A 23,244-nucleotide genomic window follows, 5' to 3' on the forward strand; every position below is an offset into this window, starting at 1 on the left:
CCAGGCCCTGAAGGCTGGGGCCAGGGCTAAAGAGCAAGCAGAATCAGGCGGCCTCAGAATTCGAGGATTCGCGACGAGCCTTCGCTTCTGCTGCCACCTCCGCAGCGTAGTCCGCATATTTCGCCATCAGTTCCTCCTTCCGATCTGGATCCCAGTTAATCTTGCTCAGATCCCCCTCGTAGTGATCAATCACCCGCTTATCCATGGTTTCATACCACCACTGCGGCAGATAGGCCGGCAACAGCATCGAGGCATAACCGCCGGGTAGCTGCGGTGCCTTCTCGAAATGCCGCAGGGCCTGGAAGCTGCGCTGGGGGTGAGCGTGATGATCTGAATGCCGCTGCAGCTGATACAGGAACAGATTGGTCACGATGTGGTTACTGTTCCAGCTGTGCTCCGGTTGGGTGCGCTCGTACTTGCCGCTCTTATCCTTCTGGCGCAGCAGGCCATAGTGCTCAATGTAGTTCACGCTTTCGAGCAGGCTGGCGCCATATACCGCCTGCGCTGCCAGGAACGGAACCGCTCTTGGTCCGCAAACCAGCGTTGTCGCGCCGAAGAAGCCGGCGCTCATGGCCCAGCCCTGAAGCAGTTCGTTGTCCAGGCTCCAGAAGCTCTTACCTTTGCGGGCAAGTCTGTTCTTTTCGATCTTGATGGAGGATTTGATGCCTCCCAGCACCGTGCGCGGCAGGAATTTCCAGAAACTCTCACCCATGCGGCTGCTGGCCGGATCTTCGGGCGTTGCCACCCGTTTGTGATGGCCGAAGTTATGCTCAACAACAAAGTGGGTGTAGCCGGTGGGGGCCAGGGCCGCCATTGCCAGCAACTTGTTCAGCTTGTTCGACTTGTGGCCGAGTTCGTGGGCCGTGTTGATGCCCACGCCGTTGATGGCGCCAACCGTGAGCGTCAGGCCTATCTTGTCGTCCAGGGGCGTGCTTTTGCGGCTGGCAAGCCAGGCGCCCATGAAGGTCATGGCGTACTGGGTGGGAATGAAGGCCTTTACAATCCGGTCGTAGTATTTGTCCTGCTCCAGTGTCTTAACGGCGGATTCTGGAGGGTTGCTTTGATCCTCACCAATCGCACGGTCCAGGGCGGGAATGATGCCGTGCACCAGCGCTGGGCCGGTCCAGGCCAGGGCTTTCAGCTTTTTCGGGGCCAGGGCGTAGCCTGTGAGAGCGGCCAATCCGATTCCCGGCAGGGCAGGGCCGAGTAGCCACATGTAGCGTTTCGGGTCTTTCCAGTTGCCGGCGGCTTCTTTTTCGACAGGTGATGTGACCTGATGGGATTGCAGATTGTCTGGGGTTTTGGCGTTCATTGTTGTCTCCCGTTCGGTGCGCGTAACTGCAATCTATGTCGGACAATCTAACAATGCAACGGTCGTCGAGGTTCAATAGGGATCATTGGCTCGAAATGACAAAAACCAATTCTTTGGCAGAAATCTGGTTTCTGAGCCAGACTGATGTAAATAAGAAGAGCTTGATCACAAGGAAGAATCAGCCATGACGAATCCTTCTTCTGCCACTGCTTCATACTCCGTTCAAGGGATGCTTCGTGAGTACCTGTCGTCCGGCAAGCTTGCCGAGGTGGTGTACCGCGACAGCGCCGGCCAGATCTGTCTGGTTCATGATGTTATTCGCGATCTCTTCAGCCGAGCCGGTCAGGATTTTCTGCTACTCGGGCGCGGCACCATGCTTCCGTTTGATCACCTGATTACCATCGATGGCCAGATGCTCTCTGACAACGCTGGCTAACGAAAGGGTAATCGGTCGGTAATTGTGTTTTCCAAAGCTCTCGCCGTACCCTGTGCCCCGTTGTAAATACTTACCAACAGAGGGATATGGTATGAATAAGCTCACACTGAGTGCGCTTTTGATGGTGCTTTCACTGGGCCTTGCTGCCTGCAGTTCGGAAGAGAATGAAGGGGTCGATGTCGAGCAGGCTGCGGATAACGCCGGAGACATGATGGAGGACGCGGCCGATTCCACTGAGGAAACCGTGGAAGAAGCCACCGGCCAGGACGAAAGTGCCATGGGCGAATTGCAGGAAGGCGCAGAGGAAGCTGGTGAGGCCATGAGTGATGCTGCCGAAGAAGCTGGCGATTCAATCGAAGAGGGCTATGAAGAAGCCACGGAGCAGTAATTGAGTGGACTGACCGCTCTGGCGCAACAGATTGCCCGGAGCGGTCGGATCGCCGGTGCCAACCCTTGTAAACTAATGTTAACGCATTTGTCTTTTTAACTTCCGCTTACTGTCATATTTCCCGCCGAAACTGGCCTCTCAACAACATTGACCCGCTGTTCTTTGAGAGAGGCAATAACATGGCTAAGCACGACCTTGATCCCAATTACCTGGATCCCAACTACGAGCCGGTAGTCAACCATACTGAAAACACCCCATTCCACCAGGTCCTTGCCGCACGCATGCAGCGACGCACGCTGATGAAAGGCAGCGTCGGCGCAGCGCTTGCCAGTGTTATGGGCCTGGGGCTTGCCGGCTGTGGCAGCGACAGCGACGACAGCACCACCAGCAGCAATGTGTCGAGCACCGATATCGGTTTCAAGGCGGTGCCGACATCAACGGCTAACGAAGTGGTTGTTCCAGAAGGCTACTCCTCCGAAACATTCCTGCCCTGGGGCACTCCCATCACCGGGTCTTACCCTGAGTACAAGCCGGATGGCACCAATACCGGCGCGGAGCAGGAGCAGCAGGTGGGCATGCACCACGACGGCGTGCACTTCTTCCCGATTGACCTGAAGGCTGGCGGCAACAGCTCAACCGAAGGCCTTCTGGTGATGAACCATGAGTACATTGCCCAGGGTGCGTTGCATGCCAACGGAGCCACCTATGTTAACGATATGCGCCCTGCGGACGAAGTTCGCAAGGAAATCGCTGCACACGGTGTTTCCGTTGTGCACATCAAGCAAGACGCCAATGGCAAGTGGGATATTGTGTTTGGCAGCCCATTCAACCGTCGCATCACCGGCAACACCGAAATGGATATTCGTGGTCCGGTCCGCGGGTATAGCAAACTGATCACTAAGTACAGCCCCGATGCAACCGAGACCCGCGGCACGCTGAATAACTGTGCAATGGGGCCCACCCCCTGGGGAACCTACCTGGCCGCTGAAGAGAACTGGCACGGCTACTTCGCCAACGGTGACGCCACACAGCCCCGGGAACAGTCCCGCCATGGCGTAGGCAGTTCCAGCCGATATGACTGGGAACTGGCCGACAGTGCTGAGGACCAGTACGTTCGATTCAATGTGAGCACCATTGGCGCAACGGCTGCCGATGACTATCGCAATGAAGCCAACACCTACGGCTACATGGTTGAGATCGATCCGTTTACTCCTGAAAACAAGCCACAAAAGCGAACAGCCCTGGGCCGATTCGGTCACGAGGGTGTGATCTTCGCACCGGCCAGGGAAGGCGAACCGGTGGTTTGCTACTCCGGCGATGACTCCCGTTTCGAGTACATCTACAAATTCGTGTCGTCGAAGCCCTACTACGCCGCCACGGCCGGTGGATATCTGTTGGATGAAGGTACTCTCTACGTAGCTCGGTTCAATGACGACGGTTCAGGCGACTGGTTGTCACTGGATCTCGACGACGCCGACTTTGCGGCCAAGGTTGCTGCGGCCGAGGGCACTCAGGTGGGTGATGTCCAGTTTGACGGTTTTGAAAACCAGGCTGACGTGCTTCTGAACACCCGTCTGGCCGCCGATATCGCCGGTGCAACCCCGATGGACCGTCCGGAGTGGGGGGCCGTCGACCCGAATTCTGGCCAGGTTTATTTCACCCTGACCAACAATTCCCGCCGGACAGAAGAACAGGTGAATGCAGCGAACCCGAACGCTAACAACCGCACTGGCCACATCATTCGCTGGAGCGAGGAAGGCAACGACCACACCGCTACCACTTTTGACTGGGACATCTTTGTGTTCGCCGGTGAGCAGGGTACGGAAACCGTGGTAGACGACGAGGTGATCGTATCCCTGACTGACGACAACATCTTCAACAGCCCGGATGGCCTGTGGTTCGACTACAATGGCCGTCTCTGGATCCAGACCGATGGCTCCGATGCTGCCCCGTACCAGAACAACATGATGCTGGCCGCCAATCCGGAGACCCGCGAAATCAAGCGCTTCTTCGTTGGTCCCGTGGGCTGTGAGGTAACCGGCGTTGTCTCCACTCCGGATGTGAAGACCATGTTCGTTAACATCCAGCACCCTGACGGAAACTGGCCGGATTCCAGCGATCCGCGCCCGCGCGATGCAACTGTCATCGTTACCAAGGACGACGGCGGTGTCATCGGCGCGTGAGCCCAGGCTGAAGTAGCCTTCTGAATACCGCAAACCCGGCCCACTCGGTAACAGAGTGCGTCGGGTTTGCGGTTTTTTGTTTCAGAAACGCTATTCCCCGCCGATATGCATATTAAATACACTAAAGTATGAGTTATAAACTCATGTCAATTCTTTAGTCTCCACAATGGCCTTTAATAGCAAAATGTTTGCAGAAATAACAAAAAAGAAGAGGTTTCTATGGGCTTATTGGACCGGGCATCAGTTCTATGGGGGGTGGCGATTGCCGCTGTTCTTGCAGTCGTCTCTGCAGTGGTGGCGCCTTTGCTAGGCCTGGAACCCGTCTCAATTCTCATCGGTCTTGTAGTCGGTCTTGTGGCTGCCGGCGGCTTCCTGATTATCAGGGTGTTGGAGCCAACCGAGCGAGGTCTCCAGGCGCTGAATGACGGCACCCTGGCCGACGGTCATCCGCTGCAGGCCCAGTGCCGCCAACTGCTGGCCGACGCCAGGGCGGGGCGCTCTTTGGTGGAAACCTTGTCCGGGAGCGCCGACAAAAACGCTATCTCCGCAGCCCAGGTGTCTTTCGCAGCAGATCAACTGAAGCTCCGGCTTGACCGCCAGGTGGAAGAAACCGCCCAGATGGCCGACTACGCCGGCCAGATCACCGAGACTGTCCGGGAGTCCTCCGAACAGGCCACAAATGCAGCCACCATGGCACTTCAGAACAAGCAGGTTAGTACCGAGGGCCGTGAAGCCTTGATATCGGCCATCGACAGTGTGCGGGCTGTGCATGAGCAATCCGGCGAAAACCTTCGGCTGATCCAGGAACTGAACGAAAAATCCAACAAGATCCAGGGCGTGACCACCACGATCCAGGGTATTGCCGAACAGACCAACCTGCTTGCCCTCAACGCCGCCATCGAGGCGGCCAGGGCCGGCGATCAGGGTCGCGGATTTGCGGTGGTGGCCGACGAAGTACGCCAGTTGGCGGGCCGAACCGCTCAGGCAACGGGTGAAGTGGCGGAAACCCTGGAGGAAATACGGTCTGATACCACCCTCATCGTGTCCCGCATCGAAGACCTCGCCCGCAGCATTGAGGAAGGGCTGTCGTCTGTCGAAAGTGTGGGCGGGCGCCTTGAACAGATCAGTGAGCAGTCCGAGCGGGTTCAACAACAGGTTGCCCGGATAGCTGAAATCGACCAGAACAACGAGCAGAGTCTGGCTCAGGTGTTCTCCGCGATTGAAACCGTGCGCGACCAGATTTCCGAGAGCGACACCAGTGTTTCCTCGTTGGCAGAGCAGGCGGCTACACTCATGGAACTGGCGGAGAAAGCCAATGCCTCATTCGCATTGAACAGCGAAGCAAGTTACCACCGTCCCTTCTTCGATCAGGCCAGAGCGGGCGCTGACCAGATTGGTCAGATGTTCGAGCAGGCAATCCGGGATGGCAAGCTCTCTGAGAGTGCGCTGTTCGACAAGACCCGGACTCCGATCCCGAACACCCACCCGCCAAAGTACTCGAGTAGCTTTGACAAGTTTACCGATCAGTATCTGCCGGCGATTCAGGAGCAGGTGAAAAATGCCCATGAGGCCATTGTCTTTGCCATAGCCGCTGCCCCAGACGGGTATGTACCGACCCACAACCGCGATTTCGCCCACGCACCGACCGGAGATCCGAAGGTGGATCTGGTCAAGAGCCGGAGCAAGCGGCTATTCAACGATCGAACAGGCATCCGTTGTGGCACCCACACCGAGAACATGCTCCTGCAGACCTATCGCAGAGATACCGGCGAAATCATGCATGACCTCTCCGTACCTATTTATGTCAATGGCAAGCATTGGGGCGGTTTCCGGCTGGGCTACCGTCCGGATAATCACTGACCGTGTCGGGATTTTCGACTATGGGGGCTGTGGTAGACTCCGATTAACCGATCAATAGGAGACTTGACTTGGCTGAACCGGAGTTTATTCCTGCCGACGCAGACCCCGCCTCCCGGCGCAGAGACCCGGCGCGTAATCTGGCAGTGGTGGTCTACATCCTTCAGGCGTTGTCTTTTTTCGTAGGGGGCATTACTGGTCTGGCGGGCGTGATTATCAATTACGTCAAACTGGATGACGTCCGCAATACCTGGGTGGAGCAGCACTTCCGCTGGCAAATCCGCACCTTCTGGATTGGCCTGCTCTGGACCGTGATTGGCATCGTGACAACCCCGATTATCATCGGCTGGTTCATTATCCTTGGTATTTCTATCTGGATCATCTACCGGATTGTTAAAGGTGCCCTGGCCCTCAATGACGGCAAGGCGCCCTCCTGAAAGGGCGCCGTGGGTCAATCTTCGGTGACTTCCTTCAGCCGTATGGCACTGAACATCCCAGCCAGTCCCATCAGGCCCAGAACGATAATGACCGCCACTTCTGAGATCATCGATACGAGGGCGGTCAGGCCGCCGGTAACCAGCAGCAGAACACCGATGACTGTGTTGCTCACCGCCGTGTAATCGGTGCGCTTGTTACCCCCGGCCATATCGACCAGATAGGTTTTACGGCCCAGCCTGACGCCCGCATGGGCAATGCTCAGCACGAAAAAGGCGATCGGGTAAAACCAGACGCTGCCGATTTCCGTCCCGATGAAGAGCGCGGTGAAGCCGACGAGCAGGCACACGCCGCTGGCCATTGCCGCTCCACGGATCATGACCCTGCGGCTGGAGGTGTCTGCAGCCCAGCCCCAGAAGCTGGCACTCAGTGAACTGGCGAGGCTGCTGGCCAGCAGGAAGATACCCAGCATCCAGCCAATGTCGGATTCTCTTTGAGCAAGCACCACGAAGTAGGGCGACGCCAGGGCCGAGCAGAGTAGCAAGGCCCGGGTGATCACGAAGTTTCTGAACGGGACATCATCGCGGAGCAGGGAAAGGCTCCGAAACGCCTCGTTGATGGCGTTGCCCCCACCGCCTGTTTCACCGTCATACTCTTTCACTCCGGCGAACAGAAAACCCGCAATCACCCAGAGCACACCGGCGAGAAGCAGGAGCACGGTATAAAAAGCAACCGTCGGATCGCCGCGCTCCCAGAACAGCAGGGCGGTCAACACAACGGTGGCAGAGCCGCCGATGGTGGAGGCCAGTCCGCTGAGTCTCCCCCGGCGGGTTTTCGGGATGCATTTGCCCTGCACATCTTTCATGGACACTGAGCAGAATCCGCGGGCCAGAGAGAATACGATCAGGGCGGCAATAATCCCCGAGCCGGCGGCGTAACCCTCAAGAAACCAGATGCTGGCTGCCATGGCCACGACGCTGGCGGCCTGGCCGAAGCTCCCGAGGGTCCAGAACCACTTGCGAACGGGTTTGCGGCGCACCCAGGCTGCAATGACCATCTGTGGGACCAGGGAGCCGGACTCCCGGATTGGTACCAGCCAGGCCACCAGGGCGGGTGCTCCGATGGCGCTCATTAGCCAGGCCAGCACGGTTTTGGGACTGATCAGCAAGTCACCCAGCTTGGTCAGGACGTTACTGGCGAGAATCAGGAAAAAATTACGGGGTACCTCGCGGCAGGCTTCCTCCGGAATGTCTTTACAAACCCGCGCATCTTCTTCGTTGGCAATCAGGCTGTAAAGCTGGTCGATGGTGTCCTTTCTGCTCTCGGGCAAACCGCTGTCCTCCGGAAAATGAGTCGAAAGGATACCAGCGTGGGCTCCTATTCTTAAGTGCGGAGTACGCCAGTTACGGGCAATCAGACCAGATGGCGAAACAGTGATCGTGATTCCGGCTATCACTCTTGCCCTGAGCATCCGTGATCGGGCCTAATGGCCCGGTCACCAGGGAGCGATTATTGTATGTTGAGTTATCTACACGCCTTCCACGCCGGCAACTTTGCCGATGTTCAGAAGCACGGTGCCTTGGCGCTTGCTCTTTCAATGATGCAGGCGAAGAAATCAGGCATAGCCTGTTTCGACACCCATGCCGGCAGCGCCATCTATGATTTGCGCAGTGAGCGGGCCCGGAAGACAGGAGAGGCCGACGAGGGTGTTCAAAAACTGTGGAGCGCCAGAGACGGACTAAGGGCCGAGGATTGGAAGCCGTTTCTGGACGTGCTGGAAGGGTTCAATGCCGGTACGGGAAAACTGTCTGTTTACCCGGGTTCACCGGCCTGGTTCCAGCATTTTCTCCGGCCCTCGGATGCGTTGACAGTTTTCGAGCTTCATCCATCCGAGAGTGAACAACTTTCAGGTTGGGCCTCCGAGGCCCCTATTCGTGTGCTCAGGCAGGATGGCCTGGCTGGTCTTCTGAAGCAGTTGCCACCGAAGCAGCCCCGGCTGCTTACGCTGATTGATCCCTCTTACGAGATCAAATCGGATTACGCTGACGTTGCAGAAACGCTTGGGAAAGCCTGGCAGAAATGCCGTCATGGGGTTTATCTTGTCTGGTATCCGATACTCACCAGCGGGCTGCAGGCGCAGTTGAAAGAGGCGGTCAGGCGCACCGACCTGCGCAAGGTGCTGTGCAGCGAGGTACACCTGCGCCGCCCGCCGGAGCGAGGCATGGTCGGTTCAGGCATGCTGGTGGTAAACCCGCCCTGGGGCTTCGATTCCCGTCTGTCCGCAATGATGAGCGATGTTGCCGGGCCCGAGGTTTTGAATATGACCCATGATATCGGATGGCTGGTGCCGGAGTGATCCGCTAGCCTACTCTGGTGTGTTGGCTTCCTTCTCTTCGATCAGTTGCTGCACTCGCTCAAAAATACGCTGCCCACTGTCTCCCGTGTGTTCCAGATAAATGTCACGCACGGGCATGCTGGCCTGCCGGAAAACCTCGCGCTCAGCATTGGTGAGTCGGACGACCTTCAGGTGCCCCTCTTCCAGCATTGTTTCAAGCCGCGTCTGATTGAGCTCTTCCTGGGTCTCCCAGGCGATCTGTGCAACATCGTCGAGACCGTTATTCAGCCATTGCTGCTGTTTTTCGGGCAACGCGTTGTACCAATCAAGATTGGACACCACGGAAGCAACGAACTGCGCTGGCCGGGCTAGCGTCATAGTGCTCTGGACTTCATAGAAATCCATTTCCTCGATGGCGAACACCGGATTGCTCTGGCCATCGATCTTGCGCAGTTGCAGATCGCTGTAGACCTGAGAATAGGGGATCTGGCTCGGTTCGGCGCCATAGGCCTTAAAGGCTTCCTCGGCCATATCGGATGTCATGGTGCGGATACGCTGGCCTTTGAAATCGTCCGGTGTGCGAAGCGGCTTGTTGGCAGTCCATGCCATCCAGCCCTCAGGTACAAAGCCCAACAGCTTCATGTTCTCCCGGGCGTAGGGCTGTTCAAACAGACCGAGCAATTGCGGGCTCGCCAGAACCTCTCGGGTTACCTCAGCGTCGTCCGGCAGGACATAGTGCAGGGTAAACAGACCAACTTCAGGAATGGTGTTGGCAAGGTGTCCGGGCGAGGCGAAGGCGAGGCTGACCGAACCATTCTGGACCAGCTCCGTGAGCTGGGCCGAGGTTCCCAGTGAACCATAGGGAAAAATGTCGATTTCGACCTTGCCATCGGAGCGCTCTTCAATTCGCTCTTTCAGCGCTTCGGCATAGGCGTGCTGGACACTACCCTCAATTTCTTCCAGAGCGAAGCGCCAGGTGACGGGGTATTCGGGCGCTTCCGGTGCTTGCGCGGTTCTGTCCCCGCTGTCGGTCTGGCTGTCTGAACAACCGGTCAGTGCAGTGGCCAATGCGAGGCTTAATGGCCAGAACCTGAAACGGGCGGTGGGCATAACGGGGCTCCAGTTTTCTCAATCCTTGTCTGCTATCGGTATACAAGGTAACACAAGAATGCCCAATGCCGTGGGTAACCGGGTCCGATTGGATTACACTGTCGGCCAAACGATCCAGTGGCGAAAGGAGAGAGTTGATGCAGTTTGAGTGGCTGGCAGGAGGCCGTGAATGAAGAACCAGAAACAGGCAATGCTCTATGGCCTTGGCACAGTGCTGTTGTGGTCCACGGTGGCAACCGCATTCAAGCTCTCCCTGAGAGAGTTGGCTCCCGTTCAGATGTTGTTGATTGCCTGCAGTGCATCGGTGGTCGTCATGGCCGTCATTCTGATTCTGCAGGGGCGCTGGCATCTGGTGTTTTCACTCAGTCGCAAACAGTACGCCCAGTCTTTTGGCATGGGTCTGATCAATCCCTGTCTTTACTATTTCCTGTTGTTCGGTGCTTTTGACCGACTGCCCGCCCAGGAAGCGCAACCGCTGAACTACACCTGGGCCCTGGTGCTGGCCTACATGTCGGTACCGTTTCTGGGGCACCGGCTGCGCAGGCTGGATATTGTCGCGGGCCTGATCTGCTACGCCGGCGTGGTGGTCATTGCCACCCGTGGCGCCGTGACTTCCCTGAGTTTCGAGGATCCGCTCGGGGTTTCTCTCGCCCTTGGCAGTACCGTGGTCTGGGCGTCCTACTGGATTATTGCTACCCGGGATACCCGTGATCCGGTGGTTGGCCTGTTCCTGAATTTCATGTGCGGGCTGCCGGTGATTCTGCTGATTTGCTGGTGGACGGAGGGCCTGAACTTCGCTAGTGGAACCTCCCTTGCGGCTGCGGTTTACGTTGGTGTGTTCGAGATGGGCATTGCGTTCGTACTCTGGTCCTACGCCATGAAGAAGGCGGAGAACACCTCGAAGGTCAGCAACCTGATTTTTATCTCTCCGTTCCTTTCGCTGGTATTCATTTACTTCATTCTGGGCGAGCATATCCTGCCCTCCACCTACATTGGCCTGGTTCTGATCATGATGGGGCTCTGGATCCAGCAGAAAAAGGTCAAAGACCGGGAAGAGGCCCTGAACCTTGGCTAGCTGGTTCATTTATATGGTGCGAACTGCACGTGGGGCGCTTTATACCGGCATTACCACCGACGTGGAGCGGCGCTTTAATGAACATCAGTCCGGTGCTCCCAGGGGAGCGCGTAGTTTGAGGGGCAAGGGACCGCTGGAGCTGGTATATAGCGCGGCTGCCGGCGACAGGAGCCGGGCCTCACGGCTGGAGTGGCACGTCAAACAGTGGCCCCGGCCCAGGAAAGAGGCTCTGGCCCGGGGCGAGCTCAAGCTGCCAGATGACGTTTGATGTGCGCGCCGGCGGTCTCCATCGCGGCGGTGGCACGGTCGAGCTGGCCGCTATGCACCTGGAATACGTGCCATAGACTGTTATAAATCTCGAGGCGGGTCTCTACATCTTGCCGGTTTGCCGCCGCGGCCAGCCGCTCGGCATCGTTCAGCAGGATTTCCTGGCTTCCTACCTGTACCAGCAACGGCGGCAGTCCGCCCAGATCGCCGAATATGGGGGATATCAATGGATTGCTCAGGGATTCCTGACCGGCGTAGAGTTTAGCCGCTTTACTGGTCCAGCTGGCCTGGAGTACCGGCTCACATTCCGGCGCGTAGAGGTGGTCCTGGGTAAGATCCACCCAGGGTGAGAACACCGTAAGCGATGCCGGCACAGGCGCACCCTTATCTCGCAGCCGCATGGCGAGGGCTACGGCGAGCCCCCCGCCAGCGGAATCTCCGGCGACAGCAATCTGCTCCGGTTTGAATCCTTCCTCGAGTAGTCCGTTCCAGCAAGCTTCAGCGTCATCCAGGGCGGCGGGGAAGGGAAATTCGGGTGCCAGCCGGTAATCCGGCGTAATGACGCTGCAGCCACTGGTTTTGGCCAGGTGCCCGGTTATGCCACGGTGGGTGTTGGAGGAACCGATAATATAGCCCCCGCCATGCAGGTAAAGCACCGCGCCATTAGGGGTATTGCCGAAGCCGGTCCGGGTAACCGGAACATTGCCAACCCTGGTGTTTTCAAACATTGCGCCTTTTGGCGGTATCGAACTGCGGTAAGCCTGGCGCACAACGCGTCGCTGAAGTGGAACGGGTACCGCCGGGTTGAGAATCGGTCTGACTAACCGGTTCATGGTCTGGCGCAACGCATTCTCCAGAAGCTGTTGCAACATCTGTGTCTTTCCCCTGCTATGGGTTAGGATTGGAGGCCAAAATTTATAACCTATTCATGACAGGCGTTTAACTCTACGTGTACTGGAAAACAGATACCATAGAAATACCGGATTGGGACAGGCACTCGCTCCTCGACAGACTCGAACCGTTCGACCCGGCCTGCCCACGGGATCTCAGTGATGAAATGGTGGCCTATTGCCGCTTTTATGGCCTGGATCTCTGGGTGGAACATCCGGACGTTGCCTATCATCAGGGTTACGTCAAAGCGTGCGATCATGAAGTCATGGTGCACTATTTCCGGTTGCCGGAGCAGGAAGCTGCACGTGGTACCGTGTTTATTCTGCACGGCTACTTCGATCATGTCGGATTGTATAGCCAGTTGATTGATCGTTGCCTGGGCGCCGGCTTTGATGTACTGGCTTATGATCAGCCGGGACACGGCCTCTCCAGTGGTACGCCGGCGGCGATTGGCAGTTTTCTGGAGTACCAGGGGGTTTTGGCAGATGTCATGGCTCAGGTCAGAGAAAAGGTGCGTGAACCCTGGTTTGCCGTGGGCCAGAGCACTGGTGGTGCGATCCTGATCGACTACCTGCTGTCCAATCAGCACAATCAGGAGACGTCCGACTTCCAGAAAGTGGTGCTTCTGGCGCCACTGGTACGGCCTGCGGGCTGGTTGGGAGCAAAGGTGCTCCATAGCATCGCCAAACCGTTTATTTCGCGCTGGCGACGGGTGTTCGCGGAGAACAGTGGTAACAGTCGGTTTCTGCGTTTTCTGCGTGAGCATGATCCACTCCAGGCCAGAGCGGTACACGTGGATTGGGTAAGCGCCCTGCGAAAATGGGTGCCCCATATCGAATCCGCCCGGCCTGTCGACTTTCCCGTGACCGTAGTGCAAGGTGAAAAAGACCTTACTGTCGACTGGCAGCACAATTTGCGCATTATCCGGAATAAATTTTCCTCGGTGGAGGAACTGAAAATCCCTGACGGACGTCATCATCTTGTGAACGAAGCTCAGGATTTGCAGGCAACCGTATTCAATACCATCATTGATACATTCTCGAACCCGGCATCACAGACCCGCTAACGGTCTCTGCCAGGAACAACAGGCACAGGAGATAGTTGTGAAAAAGACAATACTCGCGTTTGCAGTGGCCACTGTCGGTCTCGGTGGTTGCATGACCTATGACCCCTACACCGGCGAGGAGAAAACCTCCAGTGCGACCAAAGGCAGTATCATTGGCGCCATTGGCGGGGCTGCGATTGGTGCGGCAACCTCCAGCAGCAGCGATCGCGGTAAAGGCGCACTGATCGGTGCTGCCAGTGGTGCGGCCATTGGTGGTGGTATCGGTTACTACATGGACAAGCAGGAAGCCGAACTGCGCCGTAAGCTGGAAGGCACCGGTGTTCGCGTAGTGCGCAACGGTGATGAGATTGAGCTTGTTATGCCGGGCAATATCACCTTCGACCTGAATGAATCGACCATCCAGCCGTCATTCAGCGGAACGCTGGAATCTGTGGCCCTGGTTCTGAAGGAGTATGACAAGACCATCATCCAGATCGAGGGGCACACCGACAGCTCCGGCTCAGACAGCTACAACCAGTTGCTCAGTGAGCGTCGGGCTTCTTCCGTGCGGGACTTTCTGCTGAATCAGGGCATTGAGCCCAAGCGTACCCGTGCTGTTGGTTACGGCGAACGCTACCCTGTGGCTTCCAATGATACAGCGGCTGGTCGGGAGCAGAATCGTCGTGTAGAGCTGACGCTCGTGCCCATGCAATAAGCAGGGCCGGCACACACATAAAAAAAACCGGAGCACGCGGCTCCGGTTTTTTTGTGCCATTTCGTGAATCAGAACAGCACGCGGCAGCGGATAGTGCCTTTCACTTTGAGCAGCTTTTCCAGAGCCAGCTCGCCGTACTCTTTGTCCACATCCACGACCACGTAACCAATGTCTTCCTTGGTCTGCAGGTACTGACCGCATACGTTGATGCCGTTCTCGGAGAATACCTGGTTGATTTCGGACATCACGCCCGGCACGTTCTCGTGAATGTGCAGCAGGCGGTGCTGGTTCGGGTGGGACGGCAGTGCCACTTCCGGGAAGTTCACGGAGGAAACGGACGTACCGTTGTCACTGTACATGGCCAGCTTCTCTGCCACTTCCCGACCGATGTTTTCCTGGGCTTCGATGGTGGATCCGCCCACGTGTGGAGTCAGGATCACATTGTCGAATTCCCGCAACGGAGAAACAAATTCCTCATCGTTGGATTTGGGTTCAACCGGGAATACGTCGATGGCGGCACCCAGCAGCTTGCCGCTGCCAAGTGCGTCGGCCAGGGCGTCGATGTCGACAACCGTGCCCCGGGAGGCGTTCATCAGAATGCTGCCGGGTTTCATCTGGGCGAACTGCTCAGCCTTGAACATGTACTTGGTAGCCGGTGTTTCCGGCACGTGCAGGCTTACCACATCAGCAATGTTGAGCAACTCCTGGAGTGTACCCACCTGGGTGGCGTTACCGATCGACAGTTTCGAGACGACATCGTAAAAGTACACATCCATGCCCAGGCCCTCGGCCAGGACACTGAACTGGGTGCCGATGTTGCCGTAGCCAATGATGCCCAGCTTCTTGCCACGGATCTCGTAGCTGTCCTTGGCGGACTTCAGCCATTCACCGCGGTGCGCCTTGGCGTTTTTCTCCGGAACACCTCGCAGCAGCAGGATGGCCTGGGCCAGAACCAGTTCCGCCACGCTCCGGGTGTTGGAGAAGGGCGCGTTGAAGACGGCAATGCCACGCCGGGTGGCGGCCTGCAGATCCACCTGGTTGGTGCCAATACAGAAACATCCCACGGCCACCAGCTTGTTGGCGGCTTCAAATACTTTCTCGGTCAGCTGGGTGCGCGAGCGGATACCGATAAAGTGCGCATCGGCGATCTTCTCGATCAACTCTTCCTCTGCCAGCGAGTGAGACAGATACTCGATGTTGGTATAGCCCGCAGCGTTCAGGGTATCAATGGCAGATTGATGCACGCCTTCCAGCAGCAGGATACGGATTTTGCTCTTCTCAAGAGACGTATTTGACATGGGCTTGCTTCCGAACCTTTCGTCACGTGAAATGACCCGTGGCCAGTGATCGTCAGGGCTGGCTCACAGAACAGGGCCGGTATGATACCATAAACGCAGATTTTCACAGCGCGCCGGTTTGCCTGAATCAACTGTCTGTGACTCCTGTTGCAGGATGCTCCGGCCCAAACCTGACGAGACCGAAAAATTCATGAATTCTGAACAGATCATTGCTTCCCTCAAAGACCTGATGGCGACCGGCGACGCACCCGGCAAGGTGCTGACCGACCCGGCGGATCTGGATACTTATGGCAAGGACTGGACCAAGATCTATCCACCCAAGCCCCTGGCGATCGCGTTGCCCAAGACCACCGAACAGGTGCAGGCGCTGGTGAAGTTCGCCAACGAGAATCAGGTGGCACTGGTGCCCTCTGGCGGTCGCACAGGTCTGAGTGCCGGGGCGGTGGCCGCGAACGGGGAAGTGGTTGTGGCGTTCGACAACATGAACCAGATCCTGGATTTCAATGCCAGCGATCGAATCGTCCGTTGTCAGGCCGGTGTGGTTACCGAGCAGCTGCAGAATTTTGCCGAAGAGAATGGCCTTTACTACCCGGTAGATTTTGCCTCCGCCGGTTCCAGCCAACTCGGTGGCAACCTCTCGACCAACGCTGGCGGCATCAAGGTAATTCGTTATGGCATGAGCCGGGACTGGGTTGCCGGGCTCAAGGTTGTAACCGGCAAAGGGGATATCCTGGATCTGAACAAGGATCTGGAGAAAAACAACACCGGTTACGATCTGCGCCACCTGTTTATCGGTGCGGAGGGTACCCTGGGCTTTATCACGGAAGCCACCATGAAACTTTCCCGCCAGCCGGATAACCTGACGGTACTGGTGCTGGGTCTCAATGATCTGACCAATACCATGGACGTGCTGCAGACATTCCAGAAGAAAATCGACCTCACAGCCTACGAGTTCTTCTCCCATCAGGCCATGGGGCATGTACTTGCCCATGGCCAGGTGCAGGCGCCCTTTGAAACCGAGGCGCCGTACTATGCACTGCTGGAATTCGAATCTGTCTCCGACCAGGTGATGGACGACGCCATGGCACTGTTCGAGCAGTGTGTGGAGAACGGTTGGGTGCTGGATGGTGTGATCAGCCAGAGCGAGACCCAGGCCCAGAACCTGTGGCAGCTGCGCGAGCGCATATCCGAATCCATTGCGCCCCGTACGCCCTACAAGAATGACATTTCCGTGGTCGTGTCCAAGGTGCCGGGCTTCCTACAGGAGATCGACGCTGTGGTCACCGAACATTACCCGGACTTCGAGATTATCTGGTTCGGCCACATTGGCGATGGCAACCTGCACCTGAACATCCTCAAGCCAGAGGGCATGGCCAACGAGGATTTTTTCGAGAAGTGCCAGCAGGTCAACAAATGGGTGTTCGAGATCGTCGAGCGTTATCAAGGCAGTGTCTCGGCCGAGCACGGTGTGGGCATGACCAAGAAGCCTTATTTGCAGTACACCCGTAGCGAGGCGGAAATCGCCTACCTCAGAGGGATCAAGCAGGTATTCGATCCCAATGGAATCATGAACCCGGGCAAGATCTTCGACTGATGCAGGACCACATCGTTGTACTGACAGGCGCTGGCATCAGCGCCGAAAGCGGCCTCTCCACATTCCGTGACAATGGCGGATTGTGGGAAGAGCACAGTGTCTACGATGTGGCCACCCCCGAGGCGTTTGCCCGGAACCAGGAGCTGGTTCTTAGGTTCTACAACGACCGCCGCCGCCAGTTGGCATCGGCCCAGCCCAACCAGGCTCATCGCCTGCTGGCAGAGCTGGAAAAGCGCTACCGGGTAACCGTGATTACCCAGAACGTGGACGATCTCCACGAACGCGGCGGCGCCAGCAACGTCATTCACCTCCACGGTGAATTGACCAAGGCCCGTAGCTCCAGGTATCCGGAGCTCGTCTATGACATCGGTTACCGTGATATCAAACCGGGCGACACCTGCGACCGCGGCGCACAGCTTCGGCCCCATATCGTCTGGTTTGGCGAGGAAGTGCCCATGCTGGACAAAGCCGCCGAAATAGTCCGCACCGCGGACCATTTGCTGATCGTCGGCACGTCACTTCAGGTTTATCCGGCTGCCGGTCTGGTTTACGAAGTGGACAGGGACGTGCCCATCACGGTCATCGACCCGGGAGAGCCTGCGTCGGTGTCCCGGGCAAGAATAATTCGCAAAGGGGCTTGCGAAGGTGTCTTGGAGTGGGTTAGCGGGTTGTAGCTGCGAATTGTGCTGTTGCTTCTATTTTGCAGAATTCATCCCGAACATGGCTGGTTAAAAGGCCAATCAAGGGCGGTGTCGAGAAGCTCAGTTTGAGCCGGTTTTGCCCCGAGGTGTTCTGGTCGACACTGACTGCCATGTGATATTGCTTGCCGTTGGAAAGGAAAACACCGGTGAATTGAGTTTCACGGTTCTCAGTGCGAATGTCATAACCCTCGGCCATCAGATACGAGGCCATGCGCTCCATATGCTCAATGCGTATCTCACGTCGCCCAGTCATTCCCTCAATGTGATGGCCGCTTAGAAAAGATCCCTGATTGCTTACCACAATGTCGCAAGCGCCATCCTGGTAGTGCGCATAGTTGGTACCGCTGCCGCCGCCGATAACTGAACAACCGCCAAGAGTCATTACAAATGAGAGCGCTATGACTGATCCAATTCTGTTCATGCTTGTTCCGCAGAGGTTGTGAATACAAAAAGGGGGAGTCAAACTCCCCCGACATGCTTAGCTAGTGATTAGTCACTTAATAGCGTTTGCGATCTTTCAGTGCTTCAACATCTCGTGAGAAGCTGAGGATTTCTTCTGGTGTCAGGTAGGTATCGATGCGCCCCATAGCCGCAGCGTAAAACTCGTTTACGGCTTCAGCGAGTACCTTGTCACTAGTGTCGATATTTTTACTATTGTCGACCTTCCCTTGATTGCTTGCTTTTTCAATCTGTTCGAAAGCAGTATTTAGAGCAAGGCCAACCAGATCATTCTTGTTATGCCCAGGGTTGTCGAAAATCGCGCGATATTCTTTGGAAATACCAAGATCCTGCAGCGAAATACGCTTGGTCATGAAGGTTTGCATGGTGAGGGGCTCAACCAGCTTGAATGAAAAGTCCCCGCTAATGGCGAAGCTTCCCTCTTCCACGCAGCGAGCTCCCGAGCAGTTTGGTTGGGCTGCGGCTTTGCTGAATTTAAGGTCTAAAGAGGGGATGATCGCGAGGTAGGTGTCTCGCTTGTCAGTGTAGGTGATTTCGTCGAAGCTCTGATAAGGGCCGACGAACCGGAACCCTTTATCCGTGATCAGTTTCTGAAAGCCTTGTCCGAGCGCGCTCTCAAGGGTAGCCGCGTAGTTTCCTTGATAGAAACGCTGGTTGAAATCTGCCGTAACCCGGGGAATAGGGAGACCGTTGTAGCTGGTTGGCTGTGCTGATTCATATTCAGCGAACTTCGGGCTGACGATAGCGATTGTTTGAACATGGGTTTTTGAGGATCTCTCAGAGTTATATTTGAGATCCAGCTCTCCTGTCTGGCGTTCGATTGGTGCCGCTACACATCCTGTCAAGAGACTGAAAACTAAGGTAAGTGAAAAGATTCCCTTGAGATTCATCTGAACTCCGTTTGTTTGATTTTCAGTGTTTGTTTATTAACGGCTGGTAATCCTATAGATCCAGATTGAATGGAGACAGTCTCGTTAAGAATATTTTGCAATATTTAATGGTTTGAAAATGAATTGTTACAGGGTGCTGAGCCCTGATCCGGGAGTTTCAGTCTCAGGGCAGGGACAGGTTGGGTTGGGATTGTTATCCGATGCAGAGGGGACGTCAGCCTGTGACGCGGTTTCAGTACTGGTCAAATGTTCAATTAGGGTACTTGTAAGTTTCGCCGAGCTTTTTTGATGCAGTATTACTGGTGCAGGAGGTATTTCTCCAGTTCCGTTCTGAACGCCGCCTGAACCCCCAGCCGCTTGAGCATCCAGTAATGGCCGGCAATCATCCGGTCGATAAAGATGCTTTCCACCGGTGGCTTGAAGTAATCCAGGTATTTGAACACGGTACTGGTTTTCTCGGCGACGCGTCTGTGGATGTCGGCCTCGGCGAAATCGTAGGGCACATCCCGTTGCTCAAAAGGCACTACCAGAATGTCCCGCCACATGGCGTAGTAGGCTTCATCCACGGCAGGCTGACTTCCCACGCGGGCGCCCAGGTCGATCAGGTAGCGGTCGAGGGCCTCGTAATCTTCATCCAGTGCCGCTATCAGGGCGTTGCGGTAGGCCTCGACGATCTCCGGTTTGAGTTTTTTTACGCAGCCGAAGTCGTACATGATGATCGAGCCGTCCGGTCGGTAGGCGAAGTTGCCGGCGTGGGGATCGCCGTGGATGCACTGGAACCGGAACAGCTGGTCTGCCATCAGGGTAAAGATGCGGTGGCCGATCAGGTTGATGGTGTCCTGATCGTACTGTTCCCGGGTGACCTTGCTAACGTGGTCGCCTTCCACCAGCTCCATGGTCAGCACCCGCCGGGTGGAATGGTTGGTCATAACCGAGGGAATCAGGACCCAGGGTTGATGCTCGTGGAACTTGCGAAACAGCTCTATATTCCGGGCCTCGTTCTCGTAATCCAGCTCTTCTTTTAACCGTTCCCGAATCTCCGCGAACAGGCGGTCTACCGATTCCTTCGGCATTTTTAGCAGGCCACCGAGCTTCAGTGTCATTCTCAGCTGTTTGAGATCCGAGTCGCAGGATTCGTCGACGCCGGGGTATTGCACCTTGACGATCACATCGGTGCCGTCGTGCAGGCGGGCCCGGTGCACCTGACCGATGGATGCGGCTGCGTAAGGATTTTCCTGGAGGTATTCAAACAGCTCTGAGACCGGCTTCCCGAGCTCCGACTCAATCTGCTCCACGATCACCTCAAAGGGCATCGGTGGTGCTTCTTTCTGCAGTTTTTCCAGGGCTTCCGAGAACTCCCGGGGCAGGAAATCCTGGGTTTGTGAGGCTATCTGACCGACTTTCATCACGGCGCCTTTCAGCTCCCCTAGGGTGTCGGCAATCTGCCCTGCCATGCGGGTGTAGCTTTCACTCTGGGCGCCTTCGTCGTTTTCCGAGCGGAATAGCCTGCGAGCGCGCTGACCGGCATATTGCCCTGCCACAGAGGCAGTCATGCCAGCGAGTTTGAAGAAGCGACCACGTCGGGAGGTAACCGGTTTCTTTGTCATAAACAGATGTACGCCCTTGACCGGGTTTGGGTTTAGCCGGCCCTGCACGTTAAACCACTTTGGTCTCCACGAACAGCAGGTCTTCGAGTTCAAGTGACAGGGTCTGGCCAGAGATCAGCGGTCCAACGCCTTTCGGCGTCCCCGTTAGCACCACATCGCCGGGAAGCAGGGTGAACTGGCTACTGATATGAGCGATAAGTGGAATGACAGGATTGAGCATATCGCCGGTATCGCCCGTTTGCTGGCGATTGCCATCGATGTCCAGTGTGAAGTGAATGGGATCGCCGGAAAATTTATCGACTGAGACAAAAGGCGACAGCGGACAGGCTCCGTCGAAGCCTTTCGCCCGTTCCCAGGGCTGGCCCTTTTCCTTGAGTTTGCCTTGTAGGTCCCGCAAGGTCAGATCCAGTGCCAGGCCGTAACCGAGGATCGCAGACTTGGCCTCGCTGGCTGAAGCCCGGGTCAGGGGGCGGCCGATCAAAACCGCCAGTTCGGTCTCGAAATGCACCTCCCCCTGGTCTCTCGGGAAATCCAGGGGGCGTGTGATGTGCACCGCCGAAGTTGCCGGTTTGATGAACAGCAAGGGCTCATCCGGCACGGGATTATTGAGCTCTCTGGCGTGCTCGGCGTAGTTGCGACCAATGCAGACGATTTTCCCCAGCGGCAAGTGGACGGGTGTGCCATCCTTCCAGTGGTGTTGGTAATCCGGCATGGTCGCCTCCTGATTGCTGTTAATTATTCCCCTTCAAACGAGCAAACAGTATAAACCTGAAGGCCTTCATCCTGCAGCTTGCGGGAGCCGCCGAGATCTGGCAAATCGATCATGGCTGCCACTTCCACAATCTCCGCGCCAATCCGGCGGATCAGGCGGGTTGCGGCCAGCATCGTGCCACCGGTGGCAATCAGATCGTCCACCAGAACCACCTTGTCGCCGGGCTTGAATGCATCCTTGTGCAGCTCAACGGAGGCCGTGCCGTATTCAAGCTCATAGTCTTCCACAAGGGTGTCGAACGGCAGCTTGCCTTTCTTGCGGACCAGTACCAGCGAAGCGTTCAGCTCATAGGCCAGCGCCGAGCCGATGATGAATCCGCGTGCATCTACTGCTGCCACCGCGTCAATCTTGTTGCCGTGATAACGGTGTACGAAGGCATCAATCAGCTTCCGGAATGCAGTCTTGTCCTGCAGTACCGTGGTGATATCGCGAAACGCCACGCCGGGCTTTGGCCAGTCCGGGACGGTGCGAATCGCCTTTTTGATGCTCTCTGAAAAATAATCCATAAACGTTCCGGTTAATGCTCTGGATGCGGATCAGGCCGCATCCAGGAAAATGAATTTCAGAACAAAGACAACGGCAATGATAACAACACTGGCGTTCAGATCTGCCCAGCGACCGCTCAGTGCCTTCAGGATAGCGTAGGTGATGAACCCTAGTGCGATACCGTTGGCGATGGAAAACGTCAGCGGCATCATCAGGGCGGTGACCACAGCCGGAGCTGCGTCGGTGACGTCATCCCAGTCGACCAGTTTAAGGCCGCTGGCCATCAGAACCGCAACGTAGAGCAGTGCCGGAGCGGTCGCGTAGGCAGGAATGATGCTGGCAATGGGCGACAACAGCAGACACGCGAGGAACAGCGCAGCCACAACCACAGCCGTCAGGCCGGTACGTCCGCCGGCGGAGATGCCTGCCGTCGATTCGATATAGCTGGTGGTGGTCGAGGTGCCAAGAGCGGCACCGGACATGGTCGCGACCGAATCGGACATCAGGGCCCGCCCCAGGCGCGGCAGCTTGCCATCCTTGTCCAGCAGGCCGCCCCGCTGGGCGGCGCCGATCAGGGTGCCGGAGGTGTCGAACAGGTCAACGAACAGGAACGCAAAAATAACGCTGATCATGCCCACGTTCAGGGCGCCGGCCAGATCCAGCTGCATGAACGTTGGTGCGAGGCTGGGCGGCGCGGAAACAAAGCCCTTGTACTCCACCATCCCGAGTGCCATGGCAACGCCGGTAACCGCAATGATGCCGATCATGACGGCGCCGGTTACCTGACGGAACGACAGCGCGCAGATCAGCAGGAAACCGCCGAAGAACAGCAGGCTCTCTGCAACCTTTACCTCGCCCAGACCCACGAGTGTTGCGGGGTGATCCACCACGATGCCGGCGTTCTTGAGTGCAATCAGAGCCAGGAAGAAGCCAATGCCGGCAGAAATACCGAAGCGCAGCGACATGGGGATGCTGTTAATGATCCATTCGCGGACCTTGAAAATGCTCAGCAGGAAGAACAGGAAACCGGAGAGGAACACCGCCCCCAGTGCCACTTGCCAGCTGTAGCCCATGCTGCCAACAACCGTGAAGGAGAAGAAGGCATTCAGTCCCATACCCGGCGCCAGAGCGATGGGATAGTTCGCCCACAAGCCCATGATCAGGGTGCCGATAACGGCGGCAAGGCAGGTGGCAACGAAAACAGCTCCGAAATCCATGCCGGTAGACGACAGGATGCTCGGGTTGACCACAATGATGTAAGCCATGGTCAGGAAAGTGGTAATGCCCGCAACCACTTCTTTACGAACAGTGGTGCCGTGGGCCTGGAGTTGGAACAGTCGTTCAAGCATGACGGGTGTCTGCCTCAAAGGATGCTGAAGTTTAGTGTT

The 23,244-nt window shown here is 56.7% G+C and carries 23 protein-coding genes; 12 read left to right on the forward strand and 11 right to left on the reverse strand.

Going from position 1 to position 23,244, the window contains the following annotated elements:
* Positions 1–43: 43 nt before the first annotated feature.
* The gene (locus QZ534_RS01290; RefSeq protein WP_296930469.1) at positions 44–1,312 is read right to left on the reverse strand and encodes an alkane 1-monooxygenase; all 1,269 of its coding nucleotides are present in this window, start codon (positions 1,310–1,312) and stop codon (positions 44–46) included.
* 184 nt (positions 1,313–1,496) lie between these two features.
* On the opposite strand from QZ534_RS01290, the gene QZ534_RS01295 reads away from it, so the two are divergent.
* The 5 genes from QZ534_RS01295 (at position 1,497) to QZ534_RS01315 (ending at position 6,613) form a co-directional block, all read left to right on the forward strand.
* Positions 1,497–1,748 (forward strand): hypothetical protein, encoded by a 252-nt coding sequence (locus tag QZ534_RS01295; protein WP_296930471.1) that lies wholly within the window; start codon positions 1,497–1,499, stop codon positions 1,746–1,748.
* A gap of 91 nt (positions 1,749–1,839) precedes the next feature.
* On the forward strand, positions 1,840–2,136 hold the full coding sequence (locus QZ534_RS01300) for a hypothetical protein (RefSeq protein ID WP_296930474.1): 297 nt from the start codon (positions 1,840–1,842) through the stop codon (positions 2,134–2,136).
* A 179-nt stretch (positions 2,137–2,315) separates the two neighbouring features.
* A complete protein-coding gene (locus tag QZ534_RS01305; RefSeq protein WP_296930476.1) occupies positions 2,316–4,319 on the forward strand; it encodes a PhoX family phosphatase in 2,004 nt (667 codons plus the stop codon).
* A 219-nt stretch (positions 4,320–4,538) separates the two neighbouring features.
* Positions 4,539–6,179 carry a methyl-accepting chemotaxis protein gene (locus QZ534_RS01310; protein WP_296930479.1) on the forward strand — a complete coding sequence of 547 codons (1,641 nt, stop codon included), beginning with the start codon at positions 4,539–4,541 and terminating at the stop codon, positions 6,177–6,179.
* Between the two features lie 68 nt (positions 6,180–6,247).
* On the forward strand, positions 6,248–6,613 hold the full coding sequence (locus QZ534_RS01315) for a hypothetical protein (RefSeq protein WP_296930482.1): 366 nt from the start codon (positions 6,248–6,250) through the stop codon (positions 6,611–6,613).
* 14 nt (positions 6,614–6,627) lie between these two features.
* Here the strand turns inward: QZ534_RS01315 and QZ534_RS01320 are convergent, their stop codons facing one another.
* On the reverse strand, positions 6,628–7,941 hold the full coding sequence (locus QZ534_RS01320) for an MFS transporter (RefSeq protein ID WP_296930485.1): 1,314 nt from the start codon (positions 7,939–7,941) through the stop codon (positions 6,628–6,630).
* A gap of 186 nt (positions 7,942–8,127) precedes the next feature.
* Here QZ534_RS01320 and rlmJ point away from each other — a divergent pair, with 186 nt between their 5' ends.
* Positions 8,128–8,967 carry a 23S rRNA (adenine(2030)-N(6))-methyltransferase RlmJ gene (rlmJ, locus tag QZ534_RS01325; RefSeq protein ID WP_296930487.1) on the forward strand — a complete coding sequence of 280 codons (840 nt, stop codon included), beginning with the start codon at positions 8,128–8,130 and terminating at the stop codon, positions 8,965–8,967.
* Between the two features lie 9 nt (positions 8,968–8,976).
* Here the strand turns inward: rlmJ and dctP are convergent, their stop codons facing one another.
* On the reverse strand, positions 8,977–10,056 hold the full coding sequence (gene dctP / locus QZ534_RS01330; RefSeq protein WP_296930490.1) for a TRAP transporter substrate-binding protein DctP: 1,080 nt from the start codon (positions 10,054–10,056) through the stop codon (positions 8,977–8,979).
* Between the two features lie 169 nt (positions 10,057–10,225).
* On the opposite strand from dctP, the gene QZ534_RS01335 reads away from it, so the two are divergent.
* The gene (locus tag QZ534_RS01335; protein WP_296930492.1) at positions 10,226–11,131 is read left to right on the forward strand and encodes a DMT family transporter; all 906 of its coding nucleotides are present in this window, start codon (positions 10,226–10,228) and stop codon (positions 11,129–11,131) included.
* A gap of 13 nt (positions 11,132–11,144) precedes the next feature.
* Positions 11,145–11,399 (forward strand): GIY-YIG nuclease family protein, encoded by a 255-nt coding sequence (locus tag QZ534_RS01340; protein WP_296930494.1) that lies wholly within the window; start codon positions 11,145–11,147, stop codon positions 11,397–11,399.
* Here QZ534_RS01340 and QZ534_RS01345 read toward each other — a convergent pair.
* Entirely contained in the window at positions 11,377–12,270 is an 894-nt protein-coding gene (locus QZ534_RS01345) for an alpha/beta hydrolase (RefSeq protein ID WP_296930497.1), read from the reverse strand. The two genes, QZ534_RS01340 and QZ534_RS01345, sit on opposite strands and share 23 nt — an antisense overlap.
* A gap of 77 nt (positions 12,271–12,347) precedes the next feature.
* Here QZ534_RS01345 and QZ534_RS01350 point away from each other — a divergent pair, with 77 nt between their 5' ends.
* Together QZ534_RS01350 and QZ534_RS01355 are read left to right on the forward strand one after the other, a co-directional pair.
* Positions 12,348–13,355: an alpha/beta hydrolase gene (locus QZ534_RS01350; RefSeq protein ID WP_296930500.1), complete on the forward strand. Its 1,008-nt coding sequence runs from the start codon at positions 12,348–12,350 to the stop codon at positions 13,353–13,355.
* Between the two features lie 37 nt (positions 13,356–13,392).
* A complete protein-coding gene (locus QZ534_RS01355) occupies positions 13,393–14,049 on the forward strand; it encodes an OmpA family protein (RefSeq protein ID WP_296930503.1) in 657 nt (218 codons plus the stop codon).
* Positions 14,050–14,117: 68 nt separating this feature from the next.
* On the opposite strand, the gene serA is transcribed toward QZ534_RS01355, so the two are convergent.
* Positions 14,118–15,347: a phosphoglycerate dehydrogenase gene (serA, locus tag QZ534_RS01360; RefSeq protein WP_296930506.1), complete on the reverse strand. Its 1,230-nt coding sequence runs from the start codon at positions 15,345–15,347 to the stop codon at positions 14,118–14,120.
* 190 nt (positions 15,348–15,537) lie between these two features.
* Between serA and QZ534_RS01365 the strand changes: the two genes are divergently transcribed.
* Entirely contained in the window at positions 15,538–16,941 is a 1,404-nt protein-coding gene (locus QZ534_RS01365; RefSeq protein ID WP_296930509.1) for an FAD-binding oxidoreductase, read from the forward strand.
* Positions 16,941–17,615 (forward strand): NAD-dependent deacylase, encoded by a 675-nt coding sequence (locus QZ534_RS01370; RefSeq protein ID WP_296930512.1) that lies wholly within the window; start codon positions 16,941–16,943, stop codon positions 17,613–17,615. The genes QZ534_RS01365 and QZ534_RS01370 overlap by 1 nt, the downstream gene beginning before the upstream one ends.
* Here the strand turns inward: QZ534_RS01370 and QZ534_RS01375 are convergent.
* From QZ534_RS01375 to QZ534_RS01400, 6 genes are all read right to left on the reverse strand, one after another.
* Positions 17,602–18,063, reverse strand: coding sequence for a hypothetical protein (locus QZ534_RS01375; RefSeq protein ID WP_296930514.1), 462 nt, complete (start codon positions 18,061–18,063; stop codon positions 17,602–17,604). The genes QZ534_RS01370 and QZ534_RS01375 overlap by 14 nt on opposite strands.
* Before the next feature lie 76 nt (positions 18,064–18,139).
* The gene (locus QZ534_RS01380; RefSeq protein WP_296930516.1) at positions 18,140–18,991 is read right to left on the reverse strand and encodes a hypothetical protein; all 852 of its coding nucleotides are present in this window, start codon (positions 18,989–18,991) and stop codon (positions 18,140–18,142) included.
* A gap of 296 nt (positions 18,992–19,287) precedes the next feature.
* On the reverse strand, positions 19,288–20,598 hold the full coding sequence (locus tag QZ534_RS01385) for an AarF/ABC1/UbiB kinase family protein (RefSeq protein ID WP_296930519.1): 1,311 nt from the start codon (positions 20,596–20,598) through the stop codon (positions 19,288–19,290).
* Between the two features lie 49 nt (positions 20,599–20,647).
* Positions 20,648–21,310 carry a fumarylacetoacetate hydrolase family protein gene (locus QZ534_RS01390; protein ID WP_296930522.1) on the reverse strand — a complete coding sequence of 221 codons (663 nt, stop codon included), beginning with the start codon at positions 21,308–21,310 and terminating at the stop codon, positions 20,648–20,650.
* 23 nt (positions 21,311–21,333) lie between these two features.
* Positions 21,334–21,876 (reverse strand): adenine phosphoribosyltransferase, encoded by a 543-nt coding sequence (locus tag QZ534_RS01395; RefSeq protein ID WP_296930525.1) that lies wholly within the window; start codon positions 21,874–21,876, stop codon positions 21,334–21,336.
* A gap of 30 nt (positions 21,877–21,906) precedes the next feature.
* Positions 21,907–23,205, reverse strand: a complete 1,299-nt coding sequence (locus QZ534_RS01400; protein WP_296930528.1) for an NCS2 family permease — start codon at positions 23,203–23,205, stop codon at positions 21,907–21,909.
* Between the last annotated feature and the right edge of the window lie 39 nt (positions 23,206–23,244).

This window comes from uncultured Marinobacter sp. (assembly GCF_913055835.1).
GTDB lineage: Bacteria > Pseudomonadota > Gammaproteobacteria > Pseudomonadales > Oleiphilaceae > Marinobacter.